This window comes from Phaeobacter sp. JH20_34 (assembly GCF_048056095.1).
Lineage (GTDB): Bacteria > Pseudomonadota > Alphaproteobacteria > Rhodobacterales > Rhodobacteraceae > Phaeobacter > Phaeobacter bryozoorum.
In genome coordinates this window covers 45414-60594 of the sequence record NZ_JAYMWT010000023.1, presented here as the reverse complement: position 1 = coordinate 60594, position 15181 = coordinate 45414, and the positions used below count along the sequence as shown (strand labels likewise).

The 15181-nt window shown below is 59.9% G+C and carries 16 protein-coding genes; 14 read left to right on the top strand and 2 right to left on the bottom strand.

The features are described from left to right. Positions 1-110: 110 nt before the first annotated feature. The 4 genes from VWZ81_RS18280 to VWZ81_RS18265 all read left to right on the top strand — a co-directional run bounded on the left by VWZ81_RS18280 (position 111) and on the right by VWZ81_RS18265 (position 4653). A complete protein-coding gene (locus tag VWZ81_RS18280) occupies positions 111-2081 on the top strand; it encodes an elongation factor G (protein ID WP_340546507.1) in 1971 nt (656 codons plus the stop codon). A gap of 135 nt (positions 2082-2216) precedes the next feature. Then, on the top strand, positions 2217-2744 hold the full coding sequence (locus VWZ81_RS18275) for a prolyl-tRNA synthetase associated domain-containing protein (RefSeq protein WP_340546508.1): 528 nt from the start codon (positions 2217-2219) through the stop codon (positions 2742-2744). A gap of 107 nt (positions 2745-2851) precedes the next feature. Beyond that, positions 2852-3730, top strand: a complete 879-nt coding sequence (locus VWZ81_RS18270) for a LysR family transcriptional regulator (RefSeq protein ID WP_340546509.1) — start codon at positions 2852-2854, stop codon at positions 3728-3730. After that, the gene (locus VWZ81_RS18265; protein WP_340546510.1) at positions 3727-4653 is read left to right on the top strand and encodes a DMT family transporter; all 927 of its coding nucleotides are present in this window, start codon (positions 3727-3729) and stop codon (positions 4651-4653) included. Before VWZ81_RS18270 ends, VWZ81_RS18265 begins: the two co-directional genes overlap by 4 nt. Here VWZ81_RS18265 and VWZ81_RS18260 read toward each other — a convergent pair. Further along, entirely contained in the window at positions 4642-4989 is a 348-nt protein-coding gene (locus VWZ81_RS18260) for an ArsR/SmtB family transcription factor (protein ID WP_340546511.1), read from the bottom strand. The genes VWZ81_RS18265 and VWZ81_RS18260 overlap by 12 nt on opposite strands. 96 nt (positions 4990-5085) lie before the next feature. On the opposite strand from VWZ81_RS18260, the gene VWZ81_RS18255 reads away from it, so the two are divergent. From VWZ81_RS18255 to VWZ81_RS18225, 7 genes are all read left to right on the top strand, one after another. Continuing rightward, a complete protein-coding gene (locus VWZ81_RS18255) occupies positions 5086-5979 on the top strand; it encodes a DMT family transporter (RefSeq protein ID WP_340546512.1) in 894 nt (297 codons plus the stop codon). Positions 5980-6176: 197 nt separating this feature from the next. Then, positions 6177-6521: an AtpZ/AtpI family protein gene (locus VWZ81_RS18250; RefSeq protein ID WP_374015478.1), complete on the top strand. Its 345-nt coding sequence runs from the start codon at positions 6177-6179 to the stop codon at positions 6519-6521. A gap of 27 nt (positions 6522-6548) precedes the next feature. Next, the gene (locus VWZ81_RS18245) at positions 6549-7352 is read left to right on the top strand and encodes a F0F1 ATP synthase subunit A (protein WP_340546514.1); all 804 of its coding nucleotides are present in this window, start codon (positions 6549-6551) and stop codon (positions 7350-7352) included. A gap of 57 nt (positions 7353-7409) precedes the next feature. Then, complete coding sequence (locus VWZ81_RS18240; protein ID WP_008562443.1) at positions 7410-7634, top strand: F0F1 ATP synthase subunit C; 225 nt, start codon at positions 7410-7412, stop codon at positions 7632-7634. Between the two features lie 86 nt (positions 7635-7720). Next, positions 7721-8266 (top strand): F0F1 ATP synthase subunit B', encoded by a 546-nt coding sequence (locus tag VWZ81_RS18235; protein ID WP_260112726.1) that lies wholly within the window; start codon positions 7721-7723, stop codon positions 8264-8266. 4 nt (positions 8267-8270) lie between these two features. Next, positions 8271-8831, top strand: coding sequence for a F0F1 ATP synthase subunit B (locus VWZ81_RS18230; protein ID WP_260082157.1), 561 nt, complete (start codon positions 8271-8273; stop codon positions 8829-8831). 194 nt (positions 8832-9025) lie between these two features. Continuing rightward, positions 9026-9775: an N-acetyltransferase gene (locus VWZ81_RS18225; RefSeq protein ID WP_416541005.1), complete on the top strand. Its 750-nt coding sequence runs from the start codon at positions 9026-9028 to the stop codon at positions 9773-9775. A 33-nt stretch (positions 9776-9808) separates the two neighbouring features. Here the strand turns inward: VWZ81_RS18225 and VWZ81_RS18220 are convergent, their stop codons facing one another. Then, positions 9809-10579 carry a FadR/GntR family transcriptional regulator gene (locus VWZ81_RS18220; protein ID WP_340546517.1) on the bottom strand — a complete coding sequence of 257 codons (771 nt, stop codon included), beginning with the start codon at positions 10577-10579 and terminating at the stop codon, positions 9809-9811. Between the two features lie 159 nt (positions 10580-10738). Between VWZ81_RS18220 and VWZ81_RS18215 the strand changes: the two genes are divergently transcribed. The 3 genes from VWZ81_RS18215 to VWZ81_RS18205 all read left to right on the top strand — a co-directional run bounded on the left by VWZ81_RS18215 (position 10739) and on the right by VWZ81_RS18205 (position 15181). Further along, positions 10739-11065 carry a hypothetical protein gene (locus VWZ81_RS18215; protein WP_416543473.1) on the top strand — a complete coding sequence of 109 codons (327 nt, stop codon included), beginning with the start codon at positions 10739-10741 and terminating at the stop codon, positions 11063-11065. A 134-nt stretch (positions 11066-11199) separates the two neighbouring features. Continuing rightward, a complete protein-coding gene (locus VWZ81_RS18210; RefSeq protein ID WP_416543472.1) occupies positions 11200-14655 on the top strand; it encodes a chromosome segregation SMC family protein in 3456 nt (1151 codons plus the stop codon). A gap of 58 nt (positions 14656-14713) precedes the next feature. Continuing rightward, positions 14714-15181 carry a YbjN domain-containing protein gene (locus tag VWZ81_RS18205; protein WP_416543471.1) on the top strand — a complete coding sequence of 156 codons (468 nt, stop codon included), beginning with the start codon at positions 14714-14716 and terminating at the stop codon, positions 15179-15181.

Genomic DNA, 15181 nt, shown 5'->3' with positions numbered 1-15181 from the left:
AATAAGCGGCACCACGCGAGAGGCAGTTATTCTCAAGGCATCTGTTGCGGCAATCTAATGCCGCATTCCTTCATCGGGCGGCTTTGCAGCCATCAGAAGGATCATGACAGATGCGTGTATTTTCGATCATCGGCCCCTCCCAATCCGGTAAAACGGAGTTGGCAACGGCACTGGCGACACTTCAGGAGCCTGGGCAAAAACCACAGCACGCCACGGGCGTTGCAGATCTGAGAGCCTTCCAGTTCATGGAGGAAAACTGGGGGGTGATTGATATCGCCGGCGGGGTTGAAAACCTGGCCATCGCCGGGCCCGCTTTGGCCGCCAGTGATGCAACGGTGGTCTGCGTGCCTGCTGATCCCGCCGCCGGGGTCTTGGCCGCGCCCTATCTGCGTATGGTCGAAGAGGCGGGTGTTCCCGCCTTTCTTTTTATCAACCGTATGGATCAGGCTGCAGGGCGGGTGGCGGATATTGTTGCTGCGCTACAAACCTATTGTCGGCACAATATCGTACTGCGTCAGATCCCTATGCGGGCGGGTGGTGAGGTGATCGGGGCAGTAGACCTGATCTCCGAGCGGGCGTGGAAGTATCAGGAGGGGCAGCCCTCGGCCCTTGTGGCCTTCCCTGACAGTATCCATGCACGCGAGCGTCAGGCGCGCGGAGAGATGCTGGAGGCGCTGGCGGACTACGACGACGATCTGCTGGAGCAATTGATCGAGGATCGCAAGCCGCTGACCGAAGCGGTCTATGATGTCGCCACGCGGGTATTGCAGCACAATGACCTGATCCCTGCGTTGCTGGGGTCGGCGCTGCATCGCAACGGGATTGTCAGGCTTATGAAGTCCCTTCGGCATGAGGCCCCGGCAGTTGATGTTGCTGCGCAGCGGTTGGCGGGGGACGGAACGCCCCTTGCAGTGGGCTGCATCGGTGACCTCGTCAAACATCTTGGCAAGACAGTTGTAGTTCGCGCGCTCAGCGAACCTGTCGGGATCGGCGCACAGGTCGGTGGCGGCAACCTGGGGGCGATGACCCAACTGAACGGTGATGGCGGGCTTGCAAAGAACGGGGCAGGCGTCCAGACGCCTTCACGATCTGCGGGGAATGGCAGCAATGGTGCCTCATCTGATGCCGGTGAGTTGGCGCCAGGCGATATCGCGCAGGTGGTCAAGTCTGATCATCTCAGTCTTGGATATACCTATCTTAAAGACCACGCTGCGGAACTGCCGGACTGGGCGCAGCCACGCCCGGCAAGTTATCAACGGATCCTCACCCCTTTACATGATCGCGATGATGTCCGCCTTACCTCTGCTCTGGAACGAATTGCTGAGGTAGATCCGGGGCTGCGAGTTGATCAGGATGAAATGAGCGGTCATGCGCTGCTCCACCTCCAGGGGCCGTTACACCTGCGCCGGATTCTGTCGCTGCTAAAAGGGTCGTTTGGCATTGAGGTCAGTGACGAACCGGTGCCACCCGCCCTTCGGGAGACGATCACCCGTCCTGCCACAATCCATCATCGCCACCGCAAGCAGTCCGGGGGTGCGGGCCAGTTTGCGGATGTCGTGCTGAGCATCGCCCCCGCAGCGCGCGGATCAGGGTTTCAGTTTACGGATGAGGTCAAGGGTGGTGCCGTACCCAAAGGGTATATTCCCTCAGTCGAAGCCGGCGCGCGAGAGGCTCTGCAAGCCGGTGTCAACGGTCACCCTGTGGTCGACGTGAAGGTAACCCTGCTGGATGGCAAACACCACTCCGTCGACAGTTCCGATTTTGCTTTCCGCACCGCTGGCAAATCTGCGGTGCGTGAGGCATTGGCGCAGGCCGGGTCTGTGGTGCTGCAACCGATTATGCGCGTGGAAATTCACGTACCCTCCGTCTTTACCGGCGGGCTGGTCCCCGTGGTGAGCGGAATGCAGGGGCAGATCCTGGGCTTTGCCGCCCATCCAGATGCCGCCGGGTGGGATGTGTTTGAAACCCTACTGCCTGTCGCCGCGCAGGAGCAGCTGTGCAACAGCCTGGCCAGTGCGACCCGCGGTACGGCGTGGTTCTCAAGCGGTTTCGATCATTATGAGGAGGCACGGCGGGTGTAGCCGGTCTATGGCAGACTGACCAACCAACATTGAAACGCCGGCGAAACTATGATGTTACCCCTTGCGTCCTTGTGGGTTTCTTATTGATCTGCTGACATCACGTGATTTGCAGAACGATAACAGCATGAGGCCGCAATGGATGCATCAACCGAGCTACAGGACAGCCTACCGGTTTCCTGCGATAAACTGCTGGCGCAGCTGGATGTCTGGGGCATCGGCTACCGGTTGCACCGCCATCCACCGCTGCGCACGGTTGAGGAGGCAAAAGCGGTCGAAGCGGAGTTCGTAGAGCCGGGGAAGACCGCATTGCGGTTGAAGAACCTTTATTTGCGGGACAAGAAGAAACGCAACCACCTGATCAGCTTGGAACAGGACCGCGACGTCGATCTGAAGCGTCTCGCCGCTGAGCTGGGGCTGGGGACGCTGTCATTCGGCTCGGCAGAGCGGCTGTTTCAGACCCTCGGTGTGCGCCCAGGAGCGGTGACGCCGCTTGCGATGATCAATGGTGTCGAAAGAGATGTGCATTTCTACATGGACAAGGCTGCCCAGCAGGTCGACCTGATCTACATGCACCCGCTGGTTAATGATCGGACGGTCGCGCTGAGCCGTCCGGCCTTTCTCGATGTGATGCAGCGTTTGGGTGTGGCGATCACCTGGGTCTGAACTGCTCAAACTCTGGCTGACCTTTGCGCAATTGCGAACCTTTCTCTGGCCGTCCTTGGTGGAATGTGCATGTTTGCAGTAAGTGGGGCGCAAGTTGAGAGATAGCCATGGAGAACTGGGACGAGGTACGCACTGCCTATCAGGTCGCGCGCATGGGGACGGTCAGCGGCGCCGCCGAAGTTTTGGGGGTTCACCATGCCACGGTCATTCGCCACGTCGATGCTATTGAGGCGCGGTTGGGCGTGAAGCTGTTCCAACGCCATGCCCGTGGCTACACACCGACAGAGGCCGGGCAGGATCTGCTGCGCGTGGCGCAGGCCACAGATGATCAGTTTGGCCAGCTTGTCGGTCGGCTCAAGGGGCACGGCGATGCTGTCTCGGGCGAACTGGTCGTGACATCGCTGTCGTCGATGTCGGCGCTTCTGGTTCCTGCACTGACCGAGTTTCAGCGTCAGCATCCGGAGCTGGTGATCCGGTTCCTGACCGGCAGCCGCCTGTTTCGCCTGGAATACGGTGAGGCGCATGTGGCGATTCGTGCCGGATCTCCGCCTGAGCAGCCTGACAACGTGGTTCAGCCGTTTATGCGTCAGCAACATGGGCTTTACGCCAGCAGGTCCTATCTGGAGCGGTTCGGCCCCTTGAACGGGCTTGAGGATATGCCCAATCATCGCTTCATTTGTAACGATGATATCGACAGCCGCGCGCCTTACTCCCGCTGGCTGCGAGCGCATGCCCCCGAGAGCGCGCTGTCGTTCCGCTGCGTCAATGGGGCGTCGATACAGGACGCGCTCTTGGCCGGGGCGGGGATCGGTTTTCTGACCAAATGGGAAGCTGCGCGGCATCCCGAGCTGACACAGATCATGGAGCCGCTGCCCGAGTGGAGTGGCGATTTGTGGCTGGTCACCCATGTGGATCTGCACCGCACCACCAAGGTTCAGAGCTTCCTCAGCTTTCTGAAAGCAGAAGCCAAGGCCTGGGCCGAATGACACCGGCCCATCGTGGCCATCTGGCTATGCTGCTCTTCTCGGCGTTGGTGGCCGGATCGTTTTCGCTTGGCTCCATGGTCGCCAACGACATCGCTCCGATGGCCCTGAACGCGGCGAGGTTCATAATTGCTGCGGTTGTGATTGGCATTGCCGCCCAGGTGACTCATGGCTTGCGGCGACGGAATTTTCAGGCGCCCTGGCGCTTCATCCTTCTGGGCGGCTTCTTTGCGGTCTATTTTGTTCTGATGTTCTATGGCCTGCAAACGGCAGCGCCGGTCAGTGCGGCCGCCGTCTTTACGCTGACACCGGTTCTGAGCGGCATTTTCGGCTGGCTGCTGTTGCGCCAGGTTACGAGCTGGCGGATGGCGTTGGCTTTGGCGATCGGCGCGGCGGGCGCGATCTGGGTCATATTTCGTGGTGATCTGGCGGCGATCTGGGCGTTTGAGGTCGGTCGCGGAGAGGTGATCTATTTCTGGGGCTGCGTGGCTCATGCCGTCTATACGCCGATGGTGCGGCTGCTGAATCGCGGGGAACCTGCGGTGGTGTTTACCTTTGGTATGCTGGTTGCCGGGGCCATCATCCTGGTGGTGGTGGGTTGGGCTGATATCCGCGCGACGGATTGGGTCGGGCTGTCACCGCTTGTCTGGCTGGTTCTGCTTTATGTGGCGCTGATTGCCAGTGCCGCGACCTTTGTCTTGCTGCAATACGCGACGCTTCATCTGCCGTCCGCCAAGGTGATGGCCTATACCTATCTGACGCCGAGCTGGGTCATCCTGTGGGAAATCGCATTGGGTCGACCGGCTCCGGGCGGTATCGTGGCGCTGGGCGTGCTCTGCACGATCTGGGCGCTTTGGCTTCTGCTGCGGGAAGGTCGCCCACCGATGGCAGCGGCAGAGGCTGGCGGATCGGCGTCAATCCGATGACAGATCGTTCGCCGGGGTTCCGAGTTCGGTTTCCAGGAACCGCTCGAACGCATCCAGATTGACGGGCTCGTACTGACCAAACCCCTGCATCCAGACACTGGCGGACCGCATGGCATCCGGTTGTAGCTTGCACCATTTGACCCGGCCCCGTTTTTCCTGCGCGATCAAACCGGCGCGGCTCAGGATCGTCAGGTGTTTGGAAATTGCCGCCAGCGACATGTCAAAGGGATCCGCAACGTCTGTAACAGCCATATCATCCTCCAGCAGCATGGTCAGAATGCTGCGTCGTGTTGGATCCGCAAGCGCGGCAAAGACAATATCAAGGGGGTCGCTCATTCTGACACACCTAAACCGCAGAATGCGGGTCGACAATCCCAAGCTGTGAACCCCATAACTCCCGGGTCAGAGATTGCAGCACCGGAGAGACGTGACATGGCACTGAAATATTGGGCGGCGATCTTTGTGCTGGGCATCGGTTGGGGCATGTCCTTCATGTTCAACGCTGTGCTGCTGCGCGAATTGGGGCCGCTGTCGGTTTCGATGGGCCGTGTCGGTTTTGGGGCGCTTGGATGCTGGATCTATGTTTTGGCGGCCCGCAAACGGGTGCCGGAGCAACCGTCGCGCTGGTTGGCTTTGTTTGGCTTCGGCGTATTGAGCTACGCTGCGCCCTTTGCCTTTTACGCACTGGGTCAGCAGCATATTGCCAGCGGCGTGGCCGGGATTCTCAATGCCTTTACCCCGGCGCTAGCAGTTGTTGTGGCGCATTTCTGGCCGGGTGGAGAGCGGGCGACTGTGCTGAAATCTATGGGTGTGATGTTTGGGTTCCTCGGTATTCTGGTGCTGTCGTTGCCGCTTTTGCAAGGGGGGCGGCAGTCCGAGATATGGGCCGTGCTCGTGACGCTTTGTGCGCCGCTGTGCTACGCGTTCTCAGTCAATATTGCCCGGCAGTTTCGCGATATGGATCCGGTGGTCCTGGTTGCCATCGCCCTGACCGGAGCAACAGCCGCGATCGCGCCGCTTGCGATCTGGGCCGAAGGCGTGCCTGTCATCACACGGCTGGAGACCTGGGGTGCGCTGCTGGTGATTGGCTTCATTCTGACCTCCGCCGCCTTTATCCTGTTCTACTGGGTTCTGCCGCGGGTGGGGCCAACCAATATTACCCTGCCCACCTTGATTGCGCCGGTTTCGGCTTTGGTGATGGGGGCCTGGGTGCTTCAGGAACCTCTTAAAGTGGAGCATCTGGCGGGCATGGCTGCGATCTTGCTCGGGCTGGTGATGATCGACGGCCGTTTGGTTGGCAAAATCCGGCGCAAACCCGCGCTCTGAGGAAAATCAACCTTTTGGTTGAATATGAGTTTTCAGGGTGAGTTTCACGGGGCCGCAACGAAAAGTCATCCGCGGCCAAGAGGGGTTGTCTTTAATATTTATTATTTTCAGTATCTTGCGCGTCCTGCCGCAGTGCAATCTGCGTTGTTGACTCTGGACCTAGGACTCCTTAGCACCGCATCAGAATTCACGTGAGGATGGCGCCCGTGTCACAAGAGCCGGAAAAGCAGCGTTTGGCGCAGCTCGAGGCCAGGCTGGCAGAGGCGCGTAAGGCCCATGAGCCCAAGCCGCGTGTGGACGAACATTATTCGACGGCAAGCGATGCCTGGAGAATGGTGATTGAATTGGTGGCCGGTCTGATGATCGGCTTTGGCATCGGGTACGGTTTGGATCTTCTTTTTGGGACCATACCGATCTTTCTGGTGCTGTTCACAATGCTGGGTTTGGCGGCCGGGGTAAAGACAATGCTCCGCAGCGCGCAAGAGATCCAGGAAAAGAAACTGGCCGAAATGGCCGAACAAGATGCGCAAGACCGGGATTGATCCCCCGGCGACAGGAGAAACGGGACAATGGGCAAACTAATCTTTGGTGCAGCTTTTCTGCTGGTACTTGCGTCTGGGCTGTTCTTTGCGCCCGCTATTCCGGGGCTCCAGATTCACCCGACTGACCAGTTCCTGGTAAAGCCGCTGGGTGGCGCAGCGGAGCTGAACTTCTACACCCCGACCAACGTGACCCTGTGGATGGGGCTGGCGATTGTCGCAATCTTCGCTCTGATGGTACTGGGATCGTCCAAGCGCGCGATTGTTCCGTCGCGCATTCAGTCGGTTGCTGAACTTGCCTACGGGTTCATCTACAAGATGGTCGAAGACGTCACCGGTAAAGACGGTCTGAAGTTCTTCCCCTACATCATGACCCTGTTCATGTTCATCCTGACCGCGAACATGCTGGGCCTGATCCCCGGCAGCTTCACCACCACCTCGCATTTTGCCGTAACTGCGGTTCTAGCGATGCTGGTTTTTGTGACCGTGACCGTGACCGGCTTTGTGCTGCACGGCACCAAGTTCCTGGGCCTGTTCTGGGTCAGCTCCGCACCGTTGGCGCTGCGCCCGGTGCTCGCGATCATCGAACTGATTTCCTATTTCGTGCGCCCCGTCAGCCATTGCATTCGTCTTGCAGGTAACGTGATGGCTGGCCACGCGGTTTTGAAGGTATTCGCAGGTTTTGCAGGCGCATTGGGCCTGTTCAGCTTCCTGCCGATCTTTGCCATCACCGCGGTTTACGCACTCGAAGTTCTCGTGGCCTTCATTCAGGCCTACGTGTTCACAATTCTGACCTGCGTGTACCTGAAGGACGCGCTTCATCCGTCGCATTAAGTCGCGGTTAGGTCCGAACAACAAGATCCTCAACTTCCAATCGTAAGGAGATACACAATGGAAGGCGAACTCGCACACATCGGCGCTGGCCTGGCTGGCATGGGTACTGGTATTGCTGCACTGGGTGTTGGCAATGTTGCTGCTAACTTCCTGGCAGGCGCTCTGCGCAACCCCTCCGCGGCTGCTTCCCAGACCGCAACCCTCTTCATCGGCATCGCATTTGCAGAAGCTCTGGGCATCTTCTCGTTCCTGGTCGCTCTGCTGCTGATGTTCGCCGTCTAAGACCCTTCGGAACCATTTTCCTTACGGCCGGGCGGTGTGGACGACTGCGCCGCCCGGTGTAACGGCAAGTTCCCTAGGAGGACGACATGGCAACTCAGACGCAGGACGCAGGTCACGGTGCCGCAGAGGCTGCCCACGGTTCGGGCGGCATGCCGCAGCTGGACTTCTCGACCTATGCGAACCAGATCTTCTGGCTCGTGGTCACGCTCGTCGTGATCTATTTTATCCTGTCGCGCATCGCGCTGCCCCGCATTGCGGCAGTGTTGGCCGAGCGTCAGGGAACCATTACCAACGACCTCGCCGCGGCTGAAGACCTGAAGGCCAAAGCCGTTGAGGCCGAAACCGCTTACAATCAAGCTCTGGCGGATGCCCGTGCCGAGGCTCAGCGCATCGCTGCTGAGACCCGTGCGGAAATCCAGGCAGATCTGGATGAGGCCATTGCCAAGGCAGACGCACAGATATCGGCCAAAGCAACGGAATCAGAAGCCGTCATCGCCGAGATCAAGGCCGGTGCCATCGCCAGCGTCGAAGCCGTCGCTGTAGATACCGCCGCCGAAATCGTCGCCGCATTTGGTGGCAAGGCAGACGAAAAAGCCGTCGCAGCCGCGGTTGCCGACCGGATGAAAGGATAAGAACATGCGCTCAGTATTGGCTCTTGCTCTGACCTTTGGTGCCACCAGCCCCGCGTTTGCGGCGTCTGGCCCGTTCCTGTCGATGAGCAACACCGACTTTGTCGTGACGCTCGCGTTCCTGCTGTTCGTCGGTATTCTGCTCTATGCCAAGGTGCCCGGTCTGCTGGGGGGTCAGCTTGACGCCCGTGCGGAAGGCATCAAGAAGGACCTCGAAGAGGCCCGTGCCCTGCGTGAAGAAGCCCAGACCATTCTGGCGTCTTACGAACGTAAGCAGCAGGAAGTTCAGGCGCAGGCCGACCGGATCGTTGCTTCGGCACGTGAAGATGCTGCCAAGGCGGCTGAGCAGGCCAAGGCGGATCTGGAAGTCTCGATCGCCCGTCGTATGACGGCTGCCGAGGAGCAGATCAAGGCAGCGCAGGATTCTGCGGTGAAAGAAGTACGCGATCAGGCCATCCTCGTTGCTATTGCGGCGGCGGATGCTGTGATTTCGAAGCAGATGACAGCGACAGAAGCCAACAAGCTGATCGACGCTGCTATCGCTGACGTGGACGCCAAGCTGCACTAACCTGCACTTGTTATCGGCGCGTATTAAAAAACCCGGCTCATGTGGCCGGGTTTTTTGTTCGCCCAGCTGTGGGCTCGGCCATTGGAGTGGCGCGATTGCTGACCTAAATGGTGGATCGGACGCGGGCCGAACGATAGAAGTGAGCCAAGATCCCGAGCCGGAGCTCGGGCCTCCAAGTCCCGAAGGAGACTCACATGCGCGCCCACCCGACGGCCATTGTCAGCCCCAATGCCAAGATTCACCCAAGCGTGGAAATCGGTCCGTTCTCGATCATCCATGACAATGTCGAGATCGGTGAGGGCACAAGCATAGGAAGCAATTGCGAACTCGGCGTTGAAACCCGGCTTGGGGATGGGTCGCCGCTGCGGATCTCGGCACGCTCCAACATACGTTCACACAGCGTTTTCTATGAAAGCTCGACTTTTGGAGAGGGGCTGGTGACCGGTCATCGTGTCACCGTCCGTGAACTGACCTCGGCCGGACGCGGTTTCCAGATAGGCACTCTGGGCGATATTCAGGGCCATTGCGCGGTTGGTGATTACGTCCGGCTGCACAGCAATGTCCATATCGGCCAAAAGAGCGTCATCGACGATTATGTCTGGATCTTTCCCTATGTTGTGCTGACCAATGACCCCCATCCGCCCAGCGAGGTATTGCTTGGCGCTCGGATCAAGTCATTTGCTGTGATTGCCACGATGACCACCGTCCTCCCCGGGGTGACTGTCGGCGAGGGTGCCCTGGTTGGAGCCTGTAGCGCAGTCACGAGAGATGTTGCAGATCATCGGATCGCGGTTGGGAACCCGGCGGTCGACAGGGGGGATGCGAATAAGGTCCGGCTGAAAGACGGCACCGATCGGCCAGCCTACCCGTGGAAGTCGCATTTCCACCGAGGATACCCCGAAGAGGTCGTGGCGGAGTGGCTCGCGTCCATGCCCGAAGCCTGATCCCGGCCGTGCTGAATGGGGGCGGCGCCTGGCTCAGGACTTGCTGATTTCGTGCTCAAGCCTCTGCTTGGCGATTTCCGCGTTACGCAGGGTGCGCTGATGGTCGCTGAGCGCCTGTTTCACGTAATCCAGATGGGTTTCGACCGCCGCCCGCGCTGCATCGGGGTCGCGCGCCTGCAAAGCGGCGTTGATGGCGCTGTGCTGCGCGAGCAGGGCCTCGCGCGTGGTGTGCTGTTGGAACATGATCTGGCGGTTGTAGAAGACCCCCTCCCGCAGCAGGTCGAACATCGACCGCATCATATGCAGCATGACGACATTGTGGCTCGCATCCATGATCGCGGAATGGAACTGCGCGTCCAGAGCTGCCGCTTCCTCTGAAGTGGCAGGATCACCGGCCTGTTCCATCTTTTCAAAGATGGTCTGAATGACCTGAAGATCATAGTCGGAACCGTATTTGGCCGCGCGCTCCGCCGCGAGGCCTTCCATGTCCCGGCGAAAGCTGAGGTAGTCGAAAACGGCCTCATCATGGCTGGCAAAGAGCTGCACCAGGGCAGGCGAAAAGGCTGAGCCGAGCACATCGGCAACAAAAACACCGGCACCGGCCCGCGACGTGAGCAGGCCTCGGCTCTGCAATTCTGCCAGCGCGTCCCGTAGGGATGGCCGCGATACGCCCAGACGCTCCGCCAGTTCGCGTTCCGCAGGCAACCGCTCGCCCGGTGTCAGGATGCCTCGCAGAATGAACTGTTCGATCTGGCGCACCACTGAAGCAGAGAGTTTTTCGGGCTGAACTTTTTGAAAGGGCATGATGATTGCCTTCTGAGGTGCGTTATTGGTCAAAACATATGACCACGCGGCAGGTGCGGCTGCAAGAGGGCGGCATCCATTCGGCAGACAACCTGCGCGTTCCATGCTAGCTGTGAGAGCAAGACCGAAGAATTTGTCACAACCGTCACGGTGATACGCATGTTCGACCCGGCCAGATCCACGGTTCTATTCCGCTCGATTTTTACATTCCTCCTTGTCGTATTATTTGCCGCCTGCGATACCGCAAGTCCGCATTTTCGGGGCCAGACCGTGCAGAGGATTGCCGTGGACGGCAGCGTTTTTGATGTCAGGATGCGCGGTCGGTTGGCAGAAGCCGTTCGCGTCAACCCACAGTATGCGCCGCGGCTTGGACCGATCAGAGGTCGGGCGGCCCGTGCAATGGAATTGGCCAGTGGGTGTAGCGTGGGCTATGTGCTGGGCGATCAGGCCGTGCTGGTCGGGCGATTGGACTGCGTAGCCGGTTAAGCGGGAAATAGAAAGTTATCCACAATATATGGTGGCGATATCGCGCTGAGCTAGCGGATTTGGGGGGCGGCCACATTGACAGTGGTGTAACAAACCCATGACACTTGGACCCCAATGAATCACAGGATATCGGCTTGCGCTTCTCGAAACTCAGACTGAATGGCTTCAAGAGCTTTGTGGACCCAACGGATCTGCTGATCGCGGATGGCCTGACTGGGGTTGTCGGACCAAATGGCTGCGGCAAATCGAACCTGCTCGAGGCGCTGCGTTGGGTGATGGGCGAAAACCGCCCGAAGGCCATGCGCGGCGGTGGCATGGAGGACGTGATCTTTGCGGGGACAAGTTCCCGGCCTGCGCGTAACTTTGCTGAGGTCAGCCTGCAAATCGACAATAGCGAGCGGCTTGCGCCGTCCGGGTTCAACGAAAGTGACAATCTGGAAATTCTGCGCCGCATCACCCGTGATGTTGGCAGTGCCTACAAGACCAATGGCAAGGATGTGCGCGCCCGCGACGTGCAGATGCTGTTTGCTGATGCCTCGACCGGCGCACATTCGCCAGCGTTGGTTCGACAGGGACAGATTGCCGAACTGATCAATGCCAAACCGAAGGCCCGGCGGCGTATTCTGGAGGAGGCTGCAGGTATTTCGGGACTCTACCAGAGGCGGCATGAGGCTGAACTGAAGCTCAAGAACACCGAACAGAACCTGCTGCGCGTGGATGACGTGATCGAGCAACTGGCTGCTCAGCTTTCGCAACTGGCCCGTCAGGCCCGACAGGCGCAGCGCTATCGTGATATCGGTGAGCAGCTGCGCCGGGCGGAGGGGATGTTGCTGTATCGCCGCTGGCGCGAGGCCGATGACGCGCGGCTTGAGGCAGAAGATGTCCTACGCGCGCGTGAGACGCAGGCCGCCAAGGCCGAGGCGCTAGCCCGTGTCGCAGATGGGAAGCGACTAGAAGCAGAGGGCGCATTGCCGCCTCTGCGCGAGGAAGAAGCGATCGCAGCGGCGGTCCTGCAACGTCTGTTCGTGCAGCGCGATGCGCTGAGCGATCAAGAGTCACAGGCACGCCAGACAATCGAGACGCTGACCAACCGTGTGGCGCAGTTGGGCCTTGATATCGAACGTGAAAGCGGGCTGAACCGGGATGCCGGCGAGACAATCGAGCGGCTGGACTGGGAACAGCGCGAATTGGCGCGGGCGGCCATTGGCCATGATGACCGCATGGCCGAAGCCGTTGAGCGATCCCGCGAGGCCGGATCTGTTCTTCAGGCGCGCGAAGAGCATCTGACGAGTTTGACCGAAGATGTGGCACGGTTAGCCGCGCGCCACCAGTCCGCGCAGCGCCAGGTTGAGGATTGCCGTCGCGCACTGAGTCGTGCGGAAGAGGAAGGCGGCAGTTCCCGCGAGGCGATGGCGGCCGCCCGCGAAACACTGGCCGAAGCCGAGGCCGCATTTGAAGCGGCAGTCGACGCTGAAGAAGAGGCGCGCGCAGCTGCTGAACTGGCAGATGAAACCCTCGCGGCGGCGGATGAAGCCCGCAATGACACCCAATCGCGAGAAGCAGAGGCCCGTGCTCGCCGCTCCGAAGCCGAAGGAGAGCTGGGTGCGCTGCGTGCTGAGGTGACGGCCCTTGCGAAGCTGGTGGAACGTGACACTGCCGAGGGCGGGCATGTTCTGGATGAAATGCGTGTCGCCGCCGGTTATGAAAAGGCACTCGGGGCGGCGCTGGCAGATGATCTGCGTGCGCCTCTTGCTGAGATCGACGGGCCAAGTGGTTGGGTTACCCTGCCGCCTTATGACGGCGATGCGGCTCTGCCTGCGGGCGCTGTGCCGCTGTCTCTGCATGTCAGCTGCCCGGCAGCGCTGCAGCGCCGGATTTCGCAGGTTGGTCTGGTCGACAGTGATGCCGCAAGAGACCTGCATTCGCGCTTGTTGCCGGGGCAGCGTCTTGTGACATTGGAGGGGGATCTGTGGCGCTGGGACGGATTCCGCGCCTGGGCGGAGGATGCACCCAGTGCTGCAGCGCTGCGTTTGGAGCAGATGAACCGTCTCGAGACGCTGAAACAGGACATGGAGCATGTAGGAGCGCGTGCCGATGGCGCCAGGGCGGCACATGAGGTCCTGATGCGAAAGCTTGAGGAGGTGACCGCCGCTGATCAGGCCGCCCGTCAGGCGCGCCGGGTCGCGGATCAGCGCGTCGCCGATGCTGCGCGTGCGCTGAGCAGGGCCGAAAGCCACCGCAACCTCTCCGAAGGCAAACTTGAAACTCTCAGCATTGCAGTGACCCGCCATGACGAGGATGCAGCGGCGGCAAAGGCGCAGCTGGCTGAGGCTGAGACTGCGGTGGAGGGCCTTGAAGACCTCTCCGAAGCGCGCGCCAAGGTCGAGGATGTAAAGCAAGCGGTCGAAGCCGCGCGGATCACCATGCTGACGCATCGATCAACGCAGGATGAATTGCGTCGCGAAGGCGAGGCTCGGACCGCACGCGGACAGCAGGTGACCAAAGAGCTCTCCGGCTGGCGTCATCGTCTCGACAGCGCCGAGAGGCGCATTGCCGAGCTGACTGAGCGTCGCGCGGCAACAGAAGACGAGCTGGAAGAGGCCCATGCGGTTCCAGCTGAAATTGCGGAGAGACATGACGAACTGAATGCCGCGATTGAAGAGGCAGAGGCGCGCAAGGCTGCCGCGTCGGACGCGCTGATCGGCGCTGAAACCGTGTTGCGCGATGCCGTGCAGGCCGAGCGCGAGTGCGCGCGCCTTGCGTCAGAGGCACGTGAAGCACGAGCCCGCTCCGAAGCGCGTTGCGATGCCGCCCGTGAGGCGGTGGGACATGCGGAGGCGCGGATCCGTGAGGAACAGCAGACCGTGCCGGACGACCTGTTGGCCCGCCTTGATGCCACGCCTGAAGATATGCCCAATGCAGAGGAGCTGGAAGCGGAGGTCAACCGTCACAAGCGCCAGCGCGATGCGCTGGGAGCCGTCAATCTGCGCGCCGAAGAAGACGCCCGTGTGGTGCAGGAAGAGCATGACCAGCTGGTCACCGAGAAAGCCGATCTGGAAGAGGCGGTGAAGACGTTGCGCGCAGGGATCGCCAGCCTCAATCGTGAGGGACGTGAACGGCTTCTGACCGCCTTTGAGGAGGTGAACGCCAGCTTTACCATGCTGTTCACCCATCTGTTCGGCGGCGGCGAGGCCAATCTGGTTATGGTCGAAAGTGACGACCCGCTGGACGCCGGGCTTGAGATCATGTGCCAGCCACCGGGTAAGAAGCTGTCAACGCTCTCACTTTTGTCCGGCGGAGAACAGACTCTGACCGCTATGGCCTTGATTTTTGCGGTGTTTCTGTCGAACCCGGCACCGATCTGTGTGTTGGACGAAGTCGACGCACCTCTGGATGATGCCAATGTCACCCGTTTCTGTGATCTTCTGGATGAGATGTGCCGACAGACCGACACCCGTTTTCTGATCATCACGCACCACGCGGTGACCATGGCGCGGATGGATCGGTTGTTTGGCGTGACCATGCAGGAGAAAGGCGTGAGCCAGCTGGTGTCTGTCGATCTCAAGAAGGCCGAATCTCTGGTCGCCTGAACCCTTGTTCAACAAGGCCGCTGGTTCTATCGTCGCCGCGACAATGACAGGATTTGCAATGAAATTTCTTTCTCTACTGACAGCCGCAGCCCTGGTCGCCATTCCTGGTCTGGGGCACGCCGATAATATCCTTGCAAAGGATGCGACCACGCTTGCGAATTTTTTTGAGACTGAAGGGGTCGATTTTGAGGTCACAACTGACGATGTGGGCGACCCCAAGCTAAAGGTCGACTATTACGGCAATGACTTCTCAATCTATTTCTATGGCTGCGAGAACAATAGGAACTGCGATGCGATACAGTTCTTTTCGGGCTACCAGACGGATGGCGGCGTGCGCGTGGCGAAGATCAACGAATGGAACACGGAGAACCGCTTTGGCCGTGCTTATATCTCGGACGAGGGATCCGCTCGGGTTGAGCTGGACGTCTATCTTGGCAAAAGCGGGATGAACCCGGACGATTTCGCCGAGCTCTTGAGCTACTGGTCCCGGATCATTCAGGAATTCGAAGAATTCATTGATTGGTGA

What these genes read in the sequence shown, in the direction of transcription:
- VWZ81_RS18280 (WP_340546507.1), top strand. Translation starts at nt 111, where the DNA reads ATGCGTGTATTTTCGATCATCGGCCCCTCCCAATCCGGTAAAACGGAG.
- VWZ81_RS18215 (WP_416543473.1), top strand. Translation starts at nt 10,739, where the DNA reads ATGTTCGACCCGGCCAGATCCACGGTTCTATTCCGCTCGATTTTTACA.
- VWZ81_RS18245 (WP_340546514.1), top strand. Translation starts at nt 6,549, where the DNA reads ATGGGCAAACTAATCTTTGGTGCAGCTTTTCTGCTGGTACTTGCGTCT.
- VWZ81_RS18250 (WP_374015478.1), top strand. Translation starts at nt 6,177, where the DNA reads ATGGCGCCCGTGTCACAAGAGCCGGAAAAGCAGCGTTTGGCGCAGCTC.
- VWZ81_RS18255 (WP_340546512.1), top strand. Translation starts at nt 5,086, where the DNA reads ATGGCACTGAAATATTGGGCGGCGATCTTTGTGCTGGGCATCGGTTGG.
- VWZ81_RS18230 (WP_260082157.1), top strand. Translation starts at nt 8,271, where the DNA reads ATGCGCTCAGTATTGGCTCTTGCTCTGACCTTTGGTGCCACCAGCCCC.
- VWZ81_RS18240 (WP_008562443.1), top strand. Translation starts at nt 7,410, where the DNA reads ATGGAAGGCGAACTCGCACACATCGGCGCTGGCCTGGCTGGCATGGGT.
- VWZ81_RS18235 (WP_260112726.1), top strand. Translation starts at nt 7,721, where the DNA reads ATGGCAACTCAGACGCAGGACGCAGGTCACGGTGCCGCAGAGGCTGCC.
- VWZ81_RS18275 (WP_340546508.1), top strand. Translation starts at nt 2,217, where the DNA reads ATGGATGCATCAACCGAGCTACAGGACAGCCTACCGGTTTCCTGCGAT.
- VWZ81_RS18220 (WP_340546517.1), bottom strand. Translation starts at nt 10,579, where the DNA reads ATGCCCTTTCAAAAAGTTCAGCCCGAAAAACTCTCTGCTTCAGTGGTG.
- VWZ81_RS18205 (WP_416543471.1), top strand. Translation starts at nt 14,714, where the DNA reads ATGAAATTTCTTTCTCTACTGACAGCCGCAGCCCTGGTCGCCATTCCT.
- VWZ81_RS18260 (WP_340546511.1), bottom strand. Translation starts at nt 4,989, where the DNA reads ATGAGCGACCCCCTTGATATTGTCTTTGCCGCGCTTGCGGATCCAACA.
- VWZ81_RS18270 (WP_340546509.1), top strand. Translation starts at nt 2,852, where the DNA reads ATGGAGAACTGGGACGAGGTACGCACTGCCTATCAGGTCGCGCGCATG.
- VWZ81_RS18265 (WP_340546510.1), top strand. Translation starts at nt 3,727, where the DNA reads ATGACACCGGCCCATCGTGGCCATCTGGCTATGCTGCTCTTCTCGGCG.
- VWZ81_RS18225 (WP_416541005.1), top strand. Translation starts at nt 9,026, where the DNA reads ATGCGCGCCCACCCGACGGCCATTGTCAGCCCCAATGCCAAGATTCAC.